At 44.1% G+C, this 18,944-nt stretch carries 11 protein-coding genes, 1 tRNA gene and 1 rRNA gene; 3 read left to right on the top strand and 10 right to left on the bottom strand.

Translation table 11 applies throughout. From position 1 onward, the window contains the following. Position 1: 1 nt before the first annotated feature. Positions 2-1,780: a precorrin-4 C(11)-methyltransferase gene (cobM, locus tag HQ29_RS07680; RefSeq protein WP_036868852.1), complete on the top strand. Its 1,779-nt coding sequence runs from the start codon at positions 2-4 to the stop codon at positions 1,778-1,780. Between the two features lie 671 nt (positions 1,781-2,451). Here the strand turns inward: cobM and HQ29_RS07670 are convergent. The 4 genes from HQ29_RS07670 to hpf all read right to left on the bottom strand — a co-directional run bounded on the left by HQ29_RS07670 (position 2,452) and on the right by hpf (position 10,935). Continuing rightward, the gene (locus HQ29_RS07670) at positions 2,452-3,360 is read right to left on the bottom strand and encodes a discoidin domain-containing protein (protein WP_082226855.1); all 909 of its coding nucleotides are present in this window, start codon (positions 3,358-3,360) and stop codon (positions 2,452-2,454) included. Between the two features lie 33 nt (positions 3,361-3,393). After that, the gene (locus tag HQ29_RS07665) at positions 3,394-5,280 is read right to left on the bottom strand and encodes a RagB/SusD family nutrient uptake outer membrane protein (protein WP_036868849.1); all 1,887 of its coding nucleotides are present in this window, start codon (positions 5,278-5,280) and stop codon (positions 3,394-3,396) included. A gap of 56 nt (positions 5,281-5,336) precedes the next feature. After that, entirely contained in the window at positions 5,337-8,513 is a 3,177-nt protein-coding gene (locus HQ29_RS07660) for a SusC/RagA family TonB-linked outer membrane protein (protein ID WP_052089980.1), read from the bottom strand. A gap of 1,120 nt (positions 8,514-9,633) precedes the next feature. Further along, a complete protein-coding gene (gene hpf / locus HQ29_RS07655; RefSeq protein ID WP_152566514.1) occupies positions 9,634-10,935 on the bottom strand; it encodes a ribosome hibernation-promoting factor, HPF/YfiA family in 1,302 nt (433 codons plus the stop codon). A 308-nt stretch (positions 10,936-11,243) separates the two neighbouring features. Here hpf and HQ29_RS07650 point away from each other — a divergent pair, with 308 nt between their 5' ends. Further along, complete coding sequence (locus HQ29_RS07650) at positions 11,244-12,068, top strand: hypothetical protein (protein ID WP_036868847.1); 825 nt, start codon at positions 11,244-11,246, stop codon at positions 12,066-12,068. A 272-nt stretch (positions 12,069-12,340) separates the two neighbouring features. Here the strand turns inward: HQ29_RS07650 and HQ29_RS07645 are convergent, their stop codons facing one another. Next, a complete protein-coding gene (locus HQ29_RS07645; protein ID WP_152566513.1) occupies positions 12,341-12,760 on the bottom strand; it encodes a hypothetical protein in 420 nt (139 codons plus the stop codon). Positions 12,761-13,050: 290 nt separating this feature from the next. Here HQ29_RS07645 and HQ29_RS10420 point away from each other — a divergent pair, with 290 nt between their 5' ends. Next, positions 13,051-13,221 (top strand): hypothetical protein, encoded by a 171-nt coding sequence (locus HQ29_RS10420; RefSeq protein ID WP_161781570.1) that lies wholly within the window; start codon positions 13,051-13,053, stop codon positions 13,219-13,221. Positions 13,222-13,450: 229 nt separating this feature from the next. On the opposite strand, the gene HQ29_RS07640 is transcribed toward HQ29_RS10420, so the two are convergent. From HQ29_RS07640 to HQ29_RS07620, 5 genes are all read right to left on the bottom strand, one after another. Then, positions 13,451-14,014: a hypothetical protein gene (locus HQ29_RS07640; RefSeq protein ID WP_036868843.1), complete on the bottom strand. Its 564-nt coding sequence runs from the start codon at positions 14,012-14,014 to the stop codon at positions 13,451-13,453. A gap of 28 nt (positions 14,015-14,042) precedes the next feature. Then, the gene (locus HQ29_RS07635) at positions 14,043-14,225 is read right to left on the bottom strand and encodes a hypothetical protein (RefSeq protein WP_036868841.1); all 183 of its coding nucleotides are present in this window, start codon (positions 14,223-14,225) and stop codon (positions 14,043-14,045) included. A 505-nt stretch (positions 14,226-14,730) separates the two neighbouring features. Then, a tRNA-Ala gene (locus tag HQ29_RS07630) sits at positions 14,731-14,804 on the bottom strand. A gap of 166 nt (positions 14,805-14,970) precedes the next feature. Beyond that, a 16S ribosomal RNA gene (locus HQ29_RS07625) occupies positions 14,971-16,595 on the bottom strand. Between the two features lie 1,015 nt (positions 16,596-17,610). Further along, positions 17,611-18,762, bottom strand: coding sequence for a CD0519/CD1768 family membrane protein (locus HQ29_RS07620; RefSeq protein ID WP_036790166.1), 1,152 nt, complete (start codon positions 18,760-18,762; stop codon positions 17,611-17,613). Between the last annotated feature and the right edge of the window lie 182 nt (positions 18,763-18,944).

Raw genomic sequence — 18,944 nt, 5'->3', positions numbered from 1 at the left:
GATGAAATCCATTGCAATCATACTGGTTTCCGAGCGTAGCCGACACCTTGCCGAAACCATTCTAAAGGAATATCCCGACGCGGAGATACATCCGCTCACCCATGTCGGCGAGTTATTTTCCAAATCCGATGCCTTAGTCTTCATCGGGGCTATGGGTATCTGTATCAGGACTATCGCACCATATATCAGAGACAAATACACAGACCCTGCCATTGTCAATATAGACAGCACGGGGCAGTTCGTTGTATCTGTTCTCTCCGGGCATGTCGGAGGAGCAAACGAACTCTCCACAGCTTTGGCGCGAGTGCTTGGAGCACAAGAGGTGATCACCACTCAAAGCGATGGTCTCGGCTTATGGGCATTGGACACGATAGGTAAAAAGTACGGTTGGAAGACAGAAACCTCCGAAGCCAACCTGAATGCACCCATCACGCTATTTGTTAATGACAAGCGGGTAGCCCTTCTACTCGACATCAAAGATAGCGGAACGGCATACATGGAGCGTACCAAACCGCCGCACGTAGATCTCTTCTACAACATTGCGGATATAGAGTGGAAAGAGTACGAGCTGTTCATAGCCGTCACACCGAAGATATACAGAGAGGTGCCTGTCCCTGCCATCTACTATCGTCCGAGTGTATTGCACCTCGGCATGGGATGCCGTCGCCAATGCTCCTCTACCGGAGTAGCCGGCTATCTGGAAGAAGCCCTTACAGGTTTTGGCTACTCTCCCCTCTCCATTGCATCACTATCGTCCATAGAGCTAAAGAAAGATGAGCCGATGCTGCACGAGCTTGCCACGCATTTTGGTGCGCCTCTCCATATCTTTTCGGACAGAGAGTTGGACGGTGTGGAAGTACCCAACCCCTCCAAGAAAGTAGAAGAGGTAACATCCGTACCGAGTGTATCGGAAGCCTCATCCATTATGGCTGCAAAGGGAGGAGCTTTACTGTTGGAGAAGCAGAAAGGGGCACTTTCCGCCGGGAATGAGTTCACATTCGCATTGGCGCAGGATAGAGCATCTGTTCGCGCCGGTCATATAGAAATTGTAGGTGCCGGTCCGGGAGATCCGGAGCTTGTATCGGTCAAAGGGAAAAGATTTCTGCAACAGGCGGATCTTATTCTTTATGCCGGCAGTCTCGTACCCATAGAGCTGACCCACTATGCCAAAGCGGGAGCCACAGTGCGTAGCTCCGCGTCGATGAGCCTTGAAGAGCAGTTTGAGATCATGAAAGAGTTTTACGACAAAGGGCTTTTGGTGGTTCGTCTGCATACGGGTGACCCTTGCATCTATGGCGCCATCCAAGAGCAGATGGCACTCTTCGATGCCCACGATATGTCGTATCACATCACACCGGGAATCTCATCATTCCAAGCGGCGGCAGCGGCTCTTCGATCGCAGTTTACCATTCCGGAAAAGGTGCAGACCATTATCCTCACTCGTGGAGAAGGGCGTACCATGATGCCGGAAAAGGAGAAGCTCCACCTGCTGGCACGTTCTCAGAGCACCATGTGCATCTTCCTCAGTGCCGGCATCGTGAAGGATGTTCAGGCTCAACTCCTGGAGCACTATCCGCCAACCACTCCGGTGGCTGCCTGCTACAAACTTACGTGGAAAGATGAGCGCATCTACCGGGGAGAGCTGAAAGACTTGGCAAAAATCGTGGAAGAGAACAACCTCACCCTAACCACCATGATTGTGGTTGGAGAAGCCATAGACAACCGGCACGGATTATCGAGACTTTATGCAGATGAGTTCAAACATCTGTTCAGGACATAAGCGATAAAAGAGCAGATAAAGACACTTCCAATCGGCAGGGAAGTATAAACTCTCCTTGACAAAGCCGATAGAAAACAGAGATAAAAGCTCCTTGATCTTTTCAAGGGGCTTTTATTTTTTCGGGAAAGTACACTTTGTCAAAAGAGATTTTGCGGAGCACTTCAGAGACAAGACACGAAGAGCGAGAAGGACGGAAGTGTACTCACGTCTGATAGCAAGCCCGAATCTCGAAAGCAACTCTGTAGATGAGATGGCGTGCAAAGGTCTCGATGAAGCTGCAATGCTTTATTGAAGATGAACTGAAAGCATTCAAAAGTTTCTCTTATCCCGTTAAATGGTTCCATTAAGCAGGAACAGATCTGCAAATCAAGGCACGATTCCCGGAAGTCAAGGTTTGAAGAGCAGCAACCAAGTGCCGATTTCTACGAACCAAGCCTCGAACGTGAAAATTTAATCCGTTTGGGAGAAGTTTTGAACAGGGTAACAGAACCTTTTGAACAGCTTAAAGAGAGCTTTGAAAAGGGATCTTTGGGGCAAAGAACTTTACCTCAAAAGATTTCCACCCAAGCATCCGAGAGCGACAAGAGTGCATAAAAAGAGGAGAGTCCCCGACAAGTCGGGAACTCTCCTCCATTCATATATAGCTTTAGATAGTAATCTCTTGCGGAGTATTACTTGTTACCGTAGCTGTCGATAATCTTCTTCGCTTCCGCTTCTGCGTCATAGATCTGATAGATAACCTTGTAAAGCTTAAACTCTGCCATATTGAAGAACGTAGGAGCTGCGCCACTGTTGGTTCTCATTACAGTAAGACGAAGATGCTTAATAGCAGGATCTGCATCTATTGGCTGAGAATCGTAAACAGAAGAAGCACCGGTAGGAAGACCGCTGTTGATGCGAGTAAGCTCTCTCCAATCCTCTCCGTTCTCACTACCGGATACGATAATGTCTTGAGGTTTTCCGTTGCCATTATTACGGTTCTTGTACCAGAACTTAAATGCTTTCTGCTCTTGAGGAATAGCTATCTGAAGATAGTGTGCATCGGTAGTCTGAGGAGCACTCCATCTGGAGTGGAAATATGTGCCATCGTTTCCATCAATAAGATTGGCAATAGGTCCTTCCGAAGGCTCTTGAGCATTGGTAGAAAGCATTGCAACAGTCAATGGAATAGCTTCCGTAGAGAATGATGTTACAGGTGCTACGGGAGCAGATGTAGCCTTGAGAGTCTGACTTGCACCTTCTTTACCCGAACTGCTCACCACAGTCACCGTAAACGTATATTCTCCTGCTACCTTGAAAGTCTTGGGTATAACACAAGAAGTGGAGTAGTTGCTGGTAAGACGGGTAGTGTTCTTATTGGTATAAGGGTCGAAGTAGCTTACTCTGACATAGAGCAAGTCCTTGCCTGCTTCTTCCACTTTATCCCAGTGAAGCACTATCTGTCCCGGAGTTGTCTCATATCTTAAATTGGAGATGCTGATAGGCTCTACCGTAGGCATATCTTGCTTGTCCTTACATGAAGCAAAAGCAAAAGCCAGTAGAGGCATAAGGGCGAGCATCATTACTTTTATTCTTTTCATTGTATTGTCTTTATCTATTTAATGGTCAGAATCTTAGTAACCCACGTTTTGAACCAAGTTACGGTTCTTATTGATTTCACCTTGAGGGATTGGCATGAGATAGTTGCGAGGAGAAACGAATGAACGTTGTACGTCCACAGTCATCACCTGACACATATCTTCCAACGTTGCAGCCTTCATGTTAAGACCCTTTGGCTGTTGAGAGAAGTAGGTCTCTGCAAGCAACCAGCGGCGCATATCCCAGAAGTTTTGTCCTTGAAGGTACATCTCCACCATACGTTCTTGGCGTACAATCTCACGCAGACCTTCTTGAGAGTTGGCTTTGCCCGGCTCTTTTGCTCTTGCCCAAGCTTCATCTACAGTAGGGATACCGGCACGTGTGCGGATCTTATCCAAGTAGGTCTTTGCGGTAGTAAGGTCTCCTGTCTCCACAGAAGCCTCTGCCATAAGGAGGTAAAGATCTGCAAGAGAGATGAACGGATAGATAAACTGAGGGTTGTTACCCGGACGCTTGGCAGGAGAAACCAGTTTCTTGTTCAAGAAGAGTGTCGGACAGTAGTCGTTATTACGCAGATTGTTAACAGGACCTCTACCTCCGGGCTCTCCGGCAAGCATCTTCATCACAACCTTCTTACTATTCTGTCCTCTGCGAAGATTACGTGCATAGTTTCCTTTTTCGTCCTTGTTGTCTATCTCGTAGTAGCCATTTTGGAAAGCCACCCAAGCATAAAGACGAGGCTCACGCTTGAAAAGGAAGTTAGGAATGCGGCCTTCGGCATTGGCATAACCCGAAGGAACGTCCATAAGATTCCACCAATCAGACTCTGCAAAGAACTCAGGATCTTGGTCGATAGGCAGACCATTTTCTGTGTAGAAGCGCTTCATCATGTTGAGCGTAACACCTACACCCGAATATGCATTGTCTGATCCGTGGTATGGTGCAGATTTAGCTGCGATGTCATACCAGCCTTGTTGTCTGGTATCACCCCAGATAATCTCTTTGGTATTATCTCTATCAAGAATCGCAAAACGCAAAGAGCGTTGGACAGGATCTTGTGGTTCAGGCAAGCTGGATAGTGCTCCCTCTTTTGCCACATAGAGTTCAAAGCCGTCTGCTTCCGCAAGAGCAATGGCTTCTCTAAGTGCTTGTACGGCTCTTGTCCACTTGCTTGCATCAAATGTCAAAGGCATAAGCTGCGTACCATCAGGGCTCTTAAGATCGGCATAGAACTTAGAGTTACCATTGAACAGAGGAGAAGCCACCATCACATAGAGCTTAGCCTTGAGAGCTTTAGCCGCTGTGCTTGTAACCAAGCCATATTCGCTACCGGTACGTTCCTTAGGAAGTTTTGCAGCCGCAGCATCAAACTTGTCTGCAACAAACTTAACACACTCATCCAACGGACGGCGAGGCAAGAAGTCTTTAGCGTCTGTGTTAAGATCTTCCACCTTAGTCACGATAATGGTAGGACCGTAGTTTTGAATAAGCAGATAGTGATAAAAACCGATAAGGAACTCGGCTTGTGCCTTGTAGTCCTCTATTTTGTCTTTCTCCATACCGGGTACCTTATCTATATTGTCCAATAGCATGTAGCAGTAACGAATACCGGTAAAGAGGCTGTTCCAATAGGAGATAACAGGATCGCTGGCAGTATAAGTTCCTTTCGGGAATCTTGCAAAAAGCTCGTGTTCAAAAGATGTAACCACTTCATCTCCGGTAAGGAAGTCCAGCCCACTTACTGTAGCAGAAAGTCTTGGAAGAGATCCGTAGCAAGAATAAAGGAATTTTTCTGCAGACTTTGCATTCTTGAAAGAGTCTTCTACGGTAGCTGTCTCATCCGGAACCACGTCCAAATAGTTACATGCTCCCATTGCTCCCATAAGAAGCAGAGCCAATAGTATGTTATATATCTTTTTCATGTCTAATTCTCTAAATCGTATTTGTGATCATATATGTATGTACACCTCTCTGCCAATTACTTAAATGACACTTGAAGACCCACGTTTATAGTAGTCTGAGTAGGATACTTTAGACCATTACCACCACCCATTTCAGGGTCCCAATGCTTAAACTTAGAGAAGGTATAAACGTTCTGAGCAGAGACATAAAGTCTTGCATTCTTGTAAGTATAACCGAGCTCTATGTTTTTTAACTTCAAGAATGAAGCGTCACGCAACCAATAAGTGGAAACAGCAGTATTGACAGCTTTATCTTGTTTAGTAAGTTCAGGATAAGCGGCATGTATATTTTGGTTAGAAGCACTCCAGTGATCATCAGCAATAAACTGCAATACGTTACGGTTAGACTGTGTACCGAACGGGTGGAAACCGGATAGCATCATAGAGGTATTAGCAACACCTTGGAAGAAGATACCGAAATCCACATTCTTGTATTTCATATTAGAGCCGAGACCATAAATGATTTCAGGGATTGTAGGATAACCGATAGGCATACGGTCATTAGAGTCGATACGGCCATTGTAGTTGCCATCTCTATCCGGAAGATCCTTATACTTAATGTCTCCTGCCTTGGCTCCATTGGCAAATGAAGACTGATCCGGGCTGTTTGCAACCTCAGCATCGTCAATGAACAGACGCTCTGCAACATATCCTGTCCAGACATTCAAGCTACGACCAACTTGTGAAAGAAGAGGGTATTCCAAGAAGAACGGTTCGTCCCACTTCTCTACACGGTTGCGAGCAAAGGTAAATGTACCACGAACATTGTACCAGAAGTCTTTGCTTACATTCTTATTGAAGTCAAGCGCAGCATCTATACCACGGTTGCTAATCTCGGCAAGGTTACCATAGATCTTGGTTGCCGCCGTACCCATATAGCTTGGAACAGCTCCACGTTGCTGGAATACGTTGGTACGATACTCATGGAAGAGGTCTACATTAAGGCGAAGACCTTTAAGGATTTGAAGGTCGATACCGACGTTTGCTTTCTTTCCGACTTCCCAAGTAATATCAGGATTACCGAAGCGTCTGATATCAGGACCGGTCAAACCATACTGTTGATCCAAACCGGTAGTATAAGAAGGACCTCCACCTTGCAGGTTCACATCGGGAAGGTATACGAAACGGTCTCCACCGATAGCCTCATTACCCACAAGACCATAAGAACCACGAAGCTTGAAGAGAGGGATATACTCCTTGATCGGTTCCCAGAACTTCTCTTCGGAAACATTGTAACCAAGAGCCACAGAAGGGAAGAAACCGAAGCGCTTACCCTTTGCAAAGTTTTCGGTACCATTGAAACCGAAGTTGGCTTCAAAGACATATCTGTTGTCGTAGCTGTATGTGAAACGACCTGCAAGACCTTGTTTGCGACGTGGCAAGTTGTGCAAGATGTTGTCGTTAGAGAGGTTATTGGCAGTCTCTTCCTGGTTATAGTTGAACATAGCCCCCATGTCGTGTCCGCCGAAATTGCGATTCCATAGCAACATAGCGTGCGCATAGAAACGGCGGTCTCCGTTGTTTCCACCGGCAGACTTCAAGTTTGTGTTCACTTCATCAGCCAAACGGTTGAGTGTAAAGTCGTACTCACCGGTCTTTGGATTCAACTGGTACCCTGTCAACTCGAAATAGTTGTTATCACGGAAACGGCTTGTGCTTGTGGAAGCCCAGTTCTTAAACGAAGCCAAGGCAGTAAACTTAAGACCCGGAGTGATCATCTTGAGATCTTGTGTAAACTCAAGATTAGCGATTACCGTAGAGTTGAAGTTGTCTGTATAACCCGCAACAGCTGTGGCGTAAGGGTTAGGAATCATTGAAGGACCGATCTTTCTTGCTCCCCATTTGGTATAAAGCGTTTCGCCATCCTCAGGATAAGCTATCGGGAAATCTACCGGGTTGGAGTTGATTACCTGTCCAAAGATGTCGTTGATCGCTGTTCTCGGACCTCTGCTCTGTCCTATCTGAGCATTCAAACGGAGTGCAAGAGAAGAAGTCTCCGTAAAGTTCACTCGGATATTGTTTTGGAATGCGTAACGATAAACATTGAGAGAGTTATCAAAAGAGCTATGCTCCAAACTTCTATTCTTCAACATACCTGTCTGATGGTCGGCTGTAACGGACATGAAATAGTCGAGCTTCTTACCACCACCACGTATATTGAAGTTTGCCTTTTGGTTGAAAGCGGCTGTCTTGAACAGCTCATCGTACCACATTACATTAGGGAAAACGTAAGGATTAACCCCTGCGCGAGTGTTCTCGATCTTCTCACGTGTGTACTTAACGTCACCGGTAGGAAGGTTGTCCAATGCTTCGTTGAACAGCTCCATAAAGCGAGGGCCATCCACAAACTTAGGCAGACGGGTCGGAGTATTTACATATCCCTCCACACGTACATTGATAATCGGTTTCGGAAGATCTGTACCTGTCTTGGTGGTAACGATAACCACACCGTTTGCACCACGAGAACCGTAAAGCGCAGTAGCCGTAGCATCTTTAAGGATAGAGAACCCTTCGATAACTTCAGGGTCGAGAGCGTTAAGGTCTCCCGCTGACACCGCCACACCATCAAGGATGATAAGTGGAGAGCTGGCGTTTACGGAAGAGATACCACGAATCCAGAAGTCGGCACCATCGGCACCCGGAGCTCCTGTTCTTTGAACAGAAACCACCCCGGCAAGACGTCCTGCAAAAGATGCAGAAAGGTTGGAAGCCGGCACTTTAAGCTCTGCCGGACGGACAGTCTGCACAGAACCTACAAGAGAAGCTTTCTTCTGACCTGTGGCAAACGCTGTTACGACAACATCCTCTGCTGTAAGGACGTCTTCTTGAAGCACAACATTTACATTCTGTACGCCTCTAACGCTCAAACGCTCGTTGCGATAACCGACAGAAGTAAAGATCAGATGTTGGTTTTCAGCCACTCCGCTGATCGTAAACTCCCCTTTGGCATTGGTAATAGCTCCCTTTGAAGGCATCTCCGCAACGCGCACACGCACGCCGCCGAGCGGTGCTCCCTTAGAGTCCACTACCTTACCTTTGATCGTTTTTCCTTGATTGGCTTGCGCCTCCGTTGTTACGGCAGCATCTCCATTAGGAGCAGCGTATGCAACAGGAGCAATGCTCAAACCACCCAAGCATATAGCCCCTGCAAGAGCAATCCTGCACGGCCATAGTGATAGAAATTGTTTCTTCATATCTCTAAAAAGTGATTTTTGGTAAACTGTTATAATTGTGTTAAACATACTTCCAATTCACCTCCTTTTTTGTTTATTAATAAATCCTCAACAAAAAAGAGCGGTCATTAGCTAAATCCTTTGTGGAACATAGACTTATTCTGTAAAGAACATACCCATATTCGTGTCAAAAGTAGTTATTATTATTAAGACCAACAACTTTAATAAGACTCCATTACACTTTCAAACAATCTTCACACACCTTTATGTCGCATATATCCTACACTTATACTATATGTTAACGATAGATGTTAACCATGTTAATAAAATTAACACCTCTATTTTCATCTGTTTTCGACAAGAAAAAGAAAGATATTCATCCCTTAAAAGCAGGCATTTCCTCAACGACAAAAAGGTGTAAACTTAGACAAAACAGACTCTTCTCAGCCCCTGTTTCCAAAACACCAATCCACCCAACCAGCATCTCCAAACGGTATAAGAGGTAAAAGACCCATCTCCACGATAGGAAATGTTAATGCAACTTTTCCGATCGACATCCTTAAACATCAAACAATATTTTCGTTACTGCGAATAAAAGAGGCGTTTTTTGAGAAAATTAAGAGTTATCACAATCATCCTTTTAATGACGCAAAAATGGGATTAAAATATAAAATCAATCTCGGATAAGAGACAGATTTCTATTCTAAACCTATTCGTAAAAGTTGTTATACGTGAATAAAAACAGCTCTGAACGCTTAAAATGTTTCCGATCAAACTTTGATTCTCAAAAAACACGGCTCGGTTTCCCAAAAGCAAGGCTTGAATGGCAGACAGCAAGTGGCAATTTTCACCAACCAAGCCCTGAACGGATACTCTTATAAGATTCAGAGAAAGATGTAAACAGGACTAACGTCTTTTTTCAATCGGTTCATCAAAGATTGATAAACAGTCTGTTTCTTCAAGCCCCGCACATAACAAAAGCCCACACTTACCTCAACGGTGAATGTGGGCTCATACATTAAAAATCTTGTACTTTTAGCTGTTTTGCGCCAGCCAATCAGTCTATCAAACTGAGAGATACACACTTCAAAGACAAGGCATCGCGCCTCTCGTTTCTAAGCGGTACCATGAAAAGAGTCTATTATCGTCTATGCGTTTGTTTATATTTATCTATCTGTTTTTCTATTGCTTCCAGTGCCTCTGTCAAAGCCTGCTCAAAAGAGTCTGCACTCTTCACCGCCACCAATTCGCTGTTCGGAACAGCGACAAGCACCTTCGCCTCTTTGTTACTATTCGTTTCCGGTTTTATGAGAGAAAACAAAACATCTACCCTGATGATGTCTCCTAAAAAGCGTTCAAGTTTTGAGACCTTCTTTTCTGCAAACGCTTCTAACTGAGTGCTAAGCTCAAAATGGTTAGCTTGGATGTTAATGTTCATACGCTTTACTGTTTTTGCTCTGGGATGAGCGTGATACATTTTTTGCAACTCCGTAAAAGAAGTATGCGTATAAATAGTTGTGGTTGAAAGGTCGGCATGCCCCAACAGCTCTTTTATACTGAGCAACTCGGATCCGTTATTAAGCATCGACGTCGCAAATGAGTGCCTCAAAACGTGAGGGCTACGCTTTGTGAGTCCGGCAACAGCCCCAAGTGCACCCCTCACCATAGTATAAAGCTGTGTGGGAGATATACTCCCCCCACTCTCTGTACACAAGAGATATGGATGCGAAGGTGCTATGTCTTCCCTTCTACACAAATATAACTCTATTTTTTTTAGCAAACAAGAACCAAAAGGTACAATTCTCTCTTTATCCCGTTTACCTAAAACTTTGATCTCCATCTTCGACAAATGGATGTCTTCGACCTTAATGCCGCACAGCTCGGATCTGCGAAATCCGGTCTGATAAAGCATATCCACGACAAAAGCAGTGTTGAGATCTTTGTGCTGATGAGAGGAAGCATAAACATCATACAGATCCGAAATGAGGTGCAGTAGCACTTCGCTTCTGACATAAGCAGGCAGCTTCCGCTCCTCTTTGGGCATGGAAAGTCCGAGACAAGGATTCCGCCCGATCTTTCCCTGTACCCGAAGATAGGAGTACCAGCTTCTGACGGCACTGATCTTCCGCTTGATGGTCGTGGCTTTGAGATTGGAGGTGGAGAGCTTCAGCATCCATTTGCGCACCTCTTTGGAAGAAATATCTGCATAACGCTCTTCTCCACCCTCTCCAAACAGCTCCGCAAGAAAAGCCAACCAGTCCGCAAGATCTCTCTCATACGCGAGAATGGTGTGAGCGGAAGCATTGCGCTCATACCTCAAATAGTCTATGTAGGACCGAAACAACTCTTCCATCTTAATCTGCCTGAGATAAACTTCTTTGAAATAACCGGCTCTGCTGCCGAACAAACAAGGATAGCCCGGAAATAGAAAAGACTCTCCCATGCGAGGAATAAATATAGCAAGAGTTTGGAAAGAAGACAAAAAAATAACCGACAGCAAGGGAATTGTTGCTATCGGTTATGATAATAAGATGAGTGTCTGTGTGCAGCAAAAATTAAGACAGACAAGGCTTCGTCTCAATACCTCCGGAATAGTTTTTTTGAAAATTAACCTAATATACATACATTTACAATCCTTAAAGCCAAATAATAAGACGGCAAAATGTGTTATTTACGGCAATCGCCCTTGTAGAAAGAGTTATTACATCGGACGAGAGCCTATATCTCATCCACTGTTTAATTTGATTCGTTATGTTATACTTTTTCATTGCAGTAGTTGCCATCATCTTTTTTGTAGCAATAGTGAAGGTTGCATCCGGCAACTCGACATCTCCACAACCAACGGCATCCGCCCTCACAGAAGAGCAACAGCGGTGGATACAAAAAGTAAAGTCGATCTTTGAAGAAAATAGAACCGTATCATTTTTAGATATTTTTGTAGAGTGCGGAATGCCTAAAGAAATAGCACACTCTAAGAATGCAGAAGCAGTAAAGCAAGCATTCCCTTTCGACAAGAACGAGACAAGGCATAACGGCTACGATATTTTCACCTCCTATCAATGGGCTGTTGCCCAACGCTATGATCTGCAACACGATAAACTGGAGCCCATTGACGCTTCGCAACATGGGCTTAACCTGCGAAAAGGGGAAGCAGCATATCACGTGATATATGGCGTGGAGCTTCATGAAGAAAAGACTACTCATTATAATATAGCTTATTCGGGAGTGCGGTGGGAAAGTGGTTTGCTGCACGCCGGAAGCATCTCTTTTATCGGTAATGAGATTACAAGCTTCTCTCTTATGGATATTGGGAGGTTGTTCATCTCTAATGAACGTATATTGTTCATCGGAATGCGAAATAATGTAACAGCATCAATACCGATCGAGAGTGTGCTCTACTACAATCTTTATCAAGATGGTGTCCTCATCCATATACCGAACAGGAAACCGTTGTTACTAAAATTTGATACCGGATATAAGCCCGAAATACTCCACGTAGAAGATGGACTGAACGAGTTTGTCAGTGTGCTTGATCGTATTATTTCGGGCACTGAAAATCAAAAACTGTCGGAATAGTTTGACCTTAATAAAGAGTTTCAATGGCAAAACGCCTTAGAACAAAAGTGTTGGGTGAAATAATGATACTAAAAAAAGCCGAAGCAATTATGCTTCGGCTTTTTAGGTATTAAATCATAACTATCAGGTCTCTGCAAGAAAGCAGAATATCTTCATATCTATCCTCTTCTCTGAAATATCTCTGGAGGTTACTAATCTGTAAAGTCGCCCTCAGATGGTATAAGATAGTAGAGATCTGCAATGTTTTGAATTGAACAACAGATTAAAGACCCTCAATCCATTATCATTTCTTTATTTACACCAATACAGATATTGTTTTCGTCAAATAGCAGTATAATAATATAAGGCATTTCTGCCCAAGTACATAGAGTCCCTTTTCTCCCTGTATCCGCAACAGTACAGGCTTGTATTATTCTGGGGGCACCAACCTTTTCTTTGATTTCATCTAATGTTTTACCTGCAAGATTACCCATTGCGACAAAGTCTTCTTGCAACATGTACCCTTTTGCCGTGGTGAGACCGGCAATAAAATATCCTACAAGCAGCCCCAAACCTAATCCACACATTACTCCAACCGTTGAAAAATCGGAAAGAAAACCTCCAATACCAAAGCCGATTAAGGCAAATGAGGTTGCCATTGAATGCTTATTCATAACTCTCCTGTCATTTATTATTTCAAAAGTCTGTTGCATACTCTTCCGCCCTTTTGTGGCAATTCTGCAACATAATTCTACAGTCCATTCTGTTGTATGTACTTGCTTAATACTTCCGAATGGTGTATTGGTTGTTTCTTTTCACACAACTGCCCGTGGTCATGATGCCCACAAAAGCGATTGATGTAAATAATGATTTTCTCATTGTTTACAGTTAACGATTCTCAAATATATAAATCTCATAAAACAATAAGCCCCGTCTTTTGTTTTTTTTCAGAACAAGTATTCTTAACCGACAGTACAAACTTCCGGAAAATTGAATTTCGGTTATGATAAAAGAGGCACAAGAAGAAGAGCCGTTCCTCAGCGTGAAAGGAAAGGTCGATATGCCGGGCGTGCTCGCTTCGGGATCTGTGGACTACTACGGTGAGTTACAATCCGGAAGCTATGGGAAAGCAACAGATGCAAGCCGGTTACAGCAAGAGGTAGGTACAGGATAGATCACACGATCGGGCACACTAACTACTTCGTGCAGCTTTGCCAAAATGGCGACGACAAACTGATAGGAAGAGTTATCACGAAATCAACCACATATTGTGTTATTGAGGTGCAGTGGAACGGAACAGCGTATAATGGTGCGTTCGACTTCCTAATAACAGGTAAAAACTAAAATAAAAGGGGCTGCCGCGTTGTGCGACAGCCCACCTTTAGGAAGTATGTAAAAATCTACTAATTAAGTCCTTTTTCTTTCAGCTCCTTGTACTCTGCCTCTGTACATCTGCGAGCCTTAAAGTACTCTCTAAAAATGCGATATATTTCTTCCGAATTGCCCTCCTTGAATAGCTGCTCTATCTTGGCTATCAATTCGGCACGCCCAGCGTTCGGGATATAGGCTACTATTTCCTGTTCTTTATCGGTCGCGTCTCTCTTAATAGTGATAATCATATCCCTTGCTGATAGGAAGCCTTTAGACACTTCGTAAGTTCCATTAGACTTGGCTTGAACTGCAAGATCGGATGGCAGAACAATCTCATTCTTTTCGAGGTCTATATAGTGTTCTATTCGCATATATCCGTGCTGGTCTTCCCCTACGTCAATCGACCCGAAACGCACAACAGGCATTCTCAATATTTCAGCCCATGTAAGCGTTTGTGCTGTTTCTTCGGCTCTAAGCCCTTTAGCCTCCTTGATGTGGATCTTGGCATTTGTATCAAAATTGATACGTTTTACATCGTCTTTTTTGCAAGACACAAAAGCGAAAATCGCTATAATCAAAAATAAAATTCGTTTCATAGTTGTATAAGTGTTTTTGCAAATATAATCAATTTTCTTTCTTTTGTGCATAAGAAAGTATCGCCTTGTTGATATACTCGCTCTTGTTCCCTTTTAAGGACGACAGGATAGCATCCACTTCAGGAAGAGCCATAAAATTGTAGTACTTAGTACCTTTTTTAGGTCGCCCGGCACCCTTGCGAGCTCCACCCCAATTTTGATGTTCAGACATAATTAGTATATTTGCACTGACTAAAGCAGTCAAAGGCAGGGGATGCCGCCCCTACCTTTGTTGGACTTACTTGCGAATATGTACCGATAAGGTAACTTTTCGCTTGCCAAATCTGAATGAGATGGTTACCTTCATAATCAGACTGCTTTAGTTATTTTCTTCTGCTTTAGGTGAGAAGAAGTAACCGCTGTAACTTTCTTACTATTACACCATAGAGATAGCAAACAATCTTGCTATTTCAAAACAAAATTAAGACTTTTTCGATTTCTGTTGTATATACAACAATCCCCACCACCGAAGTAGTAGGGATTGAAATTGATTGGGTTTGAGTGGGTTGTTTACGATAGTAGTTCCAGATCGGGCTATTATAGAACAGGGACGAGAGTGTTGTGCTCTCGTCCCTGTTTTTATAAACAAAAAACGCCTCAAAAACCTGCGTTTTGAAGCGTCTTACATTTAGCATCGTGTTCGATTTTCTTATAATCCTGATTATCAAAATTTATTGTGGAGGATATCGGACTCGAACCGATCACCTCGACACTGCCAGCGTCGCGCTCTAGCCAGATGAGCTAATCCCCCAGCGTGTGTATATGAAAGAGATATTGAAACAAAAACCAACTAAGTAGAAGGGAGTAGAAGATGCCTGCTCCTTACTAATCATTCATCTGTGTGCTTACCTGCGTCATACCCAAGTAATAGTTATCTGTCCTTTATATAAACAACAGACACGAATACTTCGCTCCAGAAAGGAGGTGTTCCAGCCGCACCTTCCGGTACGGCTACCTTGTTACGACTTAGCCCCAGTTACCGGTATTACCCTAGTACGATCCTCGCGGTGACGTACTTCAGGTACTCCCGACTTCCATGGCTTGACGGGCGGTGTGTACAAGGCCCGGGAACGTATTCACCGCGCCATGGCTGATGCGCGATTACTAGCGAATCCAGCTTCACAGAGTCGAGTTGCAGACTCCGATCCGAACTGAGATGAGGTTTGGAGATTCGCACCCTGTCGCCAGGTAGCTGCCCTTTGTCCTCACCATTGTAACACGTGTGTCGCCCCGGATGTAAGGGCCGTGCTGATTTGACGTCATCCACACCTTCCTCACGGCTTACGCCGGCAGTCTCGCCAGAGTCCTCAGCTCTACCTGTTAGTAACTGACAATGTGGGTTGCGCTCGTTATGGCACTTAAGCCGACACCTCACGGCACGAGCTGACGACAACCATGCAGCACCTACATACATGCCCCGAAGGGTATAAATCGTCTCCAATTTACGTCATGCACATTTCAATCCCGGGTAAGGTTCCTCGCGTATCATCGAATTAAACCACATGTTCCTCCGCTTGTGCGGGCCCCCGTCAATTCCTTTGAGTTTCATCGTTGCCGACGTACTCCCCAGGTGGATTACTTAACGCTTTCGCTGTAGAACATACATTATATCGCATACTCTTAGTAATCATCGTTTACGGCGTGGACTACCAGGGTATCTAATCCTGTTTGATACCCACGCTCTCGTGCTTCAGTGTCAGTTGTAACTTTGTAAGCTGCCTTCGCAATCGGAGTTCTGCGTAATATCTATGCATTTCACCGCTACACTACGCGTTCCGCCTACAGCATCTACACTCAAGCTCCTCAGTTTCAACGGCAAGACTATGGTTGAGCCACAGCTTTTCACCACTGACTTAAAAAGCAACCTACGCACCCTTTAAACCCAATAAATCCGGATAACGCTCGTATCCTCCGTATTACCGCGGCTGCTGGCACGGAGTTAGCCGATACTTATTCTTAGGGTACTTGCAAATTGCCTCGCAAGGCAAACTTTAATCCCCTACTAAAGAAGTTTACAACCCATAGGGCAGTCATCCTTCACGCGAATTGGCTGGTTCAGGCTCTCGCCCATTGACCAATATTCCTCACTGCTGCCTCCCGTAGGAGTCTGGTCCGTGTCTCAGTACCAGTGTGGGGGTTTAACCTCTCAGTTCCCCTATCCATCGTCGCCTAGGTGAGCCGTTACCTCACCTACTAGCTAATGGAACGCATGCCTATCTGTCAGCTATAAATATTTCCTTGAAATACCATGCAGCATCTCAAGTATATGCGGTATTAGTCCGAATTTCTCCGGGTTATCCCCCTCTGACAGGTAAGTTGCATACGCGTTACGCACCCATCCGCCGGTCGCCATCNGTGTATGCGGTATTAGTCCGAATTTCTCCGGGTTATCCCCCTCTGACAGGTAAGTTGCATACGCGTTACGCACCCATCCGCCGGTCGCCATCCAAATCAGCAAGCTGACTTTATGCTGCCCCTCGACTTGCATGTGTTAAGCCTATCGCTAGCGTTCATCCTGAGCCAGGATCAAACTCTTCTTTGTCATTTTGTTTTTTTACTTATTCCTATGCTCAGTATCCTTACTCTATTTCCCAGGTAATAGTTGACGGGTAATGTCCTCTACTTAACATAGAGATATTTCCCTTGTACTACTTGTTGAAAATCTTGTATCCAATATATCTATGATCTTGTCTTTGCCACCGGGATTTCCCGTTAGCGAATGCAAAGGTAGGAAGAATATCTTGAACGTACAAATACCTCCAAGTAATTTAGCAGCAAAAATATCCACAAGAAACACCCAACCACCTGTTTATCAAATAGAAGAATAGGATAATAAATTGCATAAAATTATTTTCAGAGCAAGGATTTTGCTTCAAAAACTTCTTCAACCACTTTTTTCGATAAAAAGAGTTGGTTTGAATCCGTTTTTGGAGACTTCATTTTTATATATTCCATCCCGAAAAATGCTCACTTTTTTCTTGCTCTCTATTTTGATCGAAAGGGTTGTTTTCAGAGGCTGATCAGAATGTTAAATCGCCCTTATTTTACTCACATTTATTAACCAGAAAAAGTCATCAAAAATGCTAAACGAGCATATTGTTTCGGCTTAACGTGTTTAATTTTTCAGTAAACACGTTTAGTGATTTCATTAAACACGTTTACCGAATTCGATTAACGTGTTTAGAATTTTCCTTATAGTATTCATTCCTAATGATTTAGATTTTTAGACACCAAAAGAAGAGATTTTACGGCACCTTCTTAAATTAGAAAATATTTACATCAAACCACTCAAAATTCAACACATATTAACTCAAAAACAAGCCCTAAATCCGTCCGAGAGGAGAAAAGTTCAGAAGAATTGATTTTCAGTAATAAGCTAATCGACAAACAGATAAGGCAACTCCAATTTTTAGCAATCCCAAAAGACGATGAAAGAAGAAACTTTTAGAGGAGCCGTTATCAACTCCATTTTTATATAAAAGCTCCCAACAAAAAGAGGCAAAATCGTGATACGATTTTGCCTCTATACGGGTATTAAAAACTGATTACAAACCCACTTAAAAGATCATGCTGACCAAGACGAAAAGCCAGTGAGCAATAACGCCTGCTATAAGACCGCCAATGGCATGAGCTCCAATGGCTTGAGATATGAGCTTGCGGTAGCCGAGAGAGTCGAGCATGGCTGTATGAGTGCTTAGGAAACCACTCCAACACATACCCATTGCAGTGAAGACCGCCACGGCGTTTCCGTCCAATATTCCTTGCTCAGCAAAGTTAGGCACCAATCCAAGTGCGGCTCCAACAGCTCCAAGCGTTGTTATCGGGAAAGCTATAAGGCGTGAGTCTTCAAATCCGAAAAGCCACTTGAACAGGAAGTCCACTTTGTCTGCCAAGGCAGGAAGCAATCCCACTCCCTCAAAAGCGTCTCCATTGAAAGCACCATCCGCACCAGGGCCATTTGTCAGCATCATTACCGCAGTAGAGATAATGAGTACACCGGGAATGATAGCGATACCCAAGTCCACCCCTGTCTTACCTCCATCCAGAATAGCATTGAGCATACGGAGAAAAGCATTCTCTTTTTTCTCTTCCGCTTCGACGTGTTCGGTGCCTTCGAGATCTACCGCCGAGTCCATTTCGGGATACCGTTTAAGAGTAAAGCGTTGCATGAGTCGCGTGGATATTATACTACCACAAAGTGCTCCGAAGAGTCCGACCAAAGCACCCGATGCATAGCCTTTACTCGCCATGAAAATAATAACCACAAGACCCATTCCAAAGGCTGTACCGAAGTTGGTTAAGGATACGAGCTGATACTTCTTGAAGTATCTGCAAAACTTACGATCCTTTGCAAGAGAGATGATAGCCGGATTGTCCGAAAGGAATGTCAGGATACCACCCAAAGCAGAGACACCCGGAAGATTGTAGACAGGACGCATCAACGGACGGAGCACACGCTCCAGCATGTCCACCACATGAAACTCGACCAACAAACTGCCGAGCGCACCACTCAATACGGTAATACCCATGATGTAGAAGACGGTATCTATAAGCAGACGAAAAGAGGTGTTCATGATGGTGTTCAGCATATTTGCCAATCCCATCTGAGAGCCTATATAGCCGAAAACAGCAAAGAAGAGCAAAAGAAAGATCCCTGCCTCTAAAAAGTGACGCAAGAATTGAGAATTCTTTTTGGAAGTTGGATTCATAAATTTATTCAGATAAGCGTATTATATTTTTTCGATTCAAGATTCTACCGGCTAAAGGTAAAGGATTTGCAGCATGCCTTTCGAGTGAACGAAAAGCTTAGTTTCCAAAGAAAAACATCCTCCAAATCGCCTGCAAAGTAACAACTATTTTTGCAATCGGCAATCGGAAGGATGTGCAAATT

The sequence above is a fragment of the Porphyromonas canoris genome, assembly GCF_000765975.1.
In the GTDB taxonomy this organism is placed as follows: Bacteria; Bacteroidota; Bacteroidia; order Bacteroidales; family Porphyromonadaceae; genus Porphyromonas_A; species Porphyromonas_A canoris.
This window is presented reverse-complemented; position numbering and strand designations above follow the sequence as displayed.

Bases quoted from the DNA above. Each gene is read 5' to 3' on its own strand.
- cobM (WP_036868852.1), top strand. From the start codon at position 2: ATGAAATCCATTGCAATCATACTGGTTTCCGAGCGTAGCCGACACCTT.
- HQ29_RS07670 (WP_082226855.1), bottom strand. From the start codon at position 3,360: ATGAAAAGAATAAAAGTAATGATGCTCGCCCTTATGCCTCTACTGGCT.
- HQ29_RS07665 (WP_036868849.1), bottom strand. From the start codon at position 5,280: ATGAAAAAGATATATAACATACTATTGGCTCTGCTTCTTATGGGAGCA.
- HQ29_RS07660 (WP_052089980.1), bottom strand. From the start codon at position 8,513: ATGAAGAAACAATTTCTATCACTATGGCCGTGCAGGATTGCTCTTGCA.
- hpf (WP_152566514.1), bottom strand. From the start codon at position 10,935: ATGGGAGAGTCTTTTCTATTTCCGGGCTATCCTTGTTTGTTCGGCAGC.
- HQ29_RS07650 (WP_036868847.1), top strand. From the start codon at position 11,244: ATGTTATACTTTTTCATTGCAGTAGTTGCCATCATCTTTTTTGTAGCA.
- HQ29_RS07645 (WP_152566513.1), bottom strand. From the start codon at position 12,760: ATGCAACAGACTTTTGAAATAATAAATGACAGGAGAGTTATGAATAAG.
- HQ29_RS10420 (WP_161781570.1), top strand. From the start codon at position 13,051: ATGATAAAAGAGGCACAAGAAGAAGAGCCGTTCCTCAGCGTGAAAGGA.
- HQ29_RS07640 (WP_036868843.1), bottom strand. From the start codon at position 14,014: ATGAAACGAATTTTATTTTTGATTATAGCGATTTTCGCTTTTGTGTCT.
- HQ29_RS07635 (WP_036868841.1), bottom strand. From the start codon at position 14,225: ATGTCTGAACATCAAAATTGGGGTGGAGCTCGCAAGGGTGCCGGGCGA.
- HQ29_RS07620 (WP_036790166.1), bottom strand. From the start codon at position 18,762: ATGAATCCAACTTCCAAAAAGAATTCTCAATTCTTGCGTCACTTTTTA.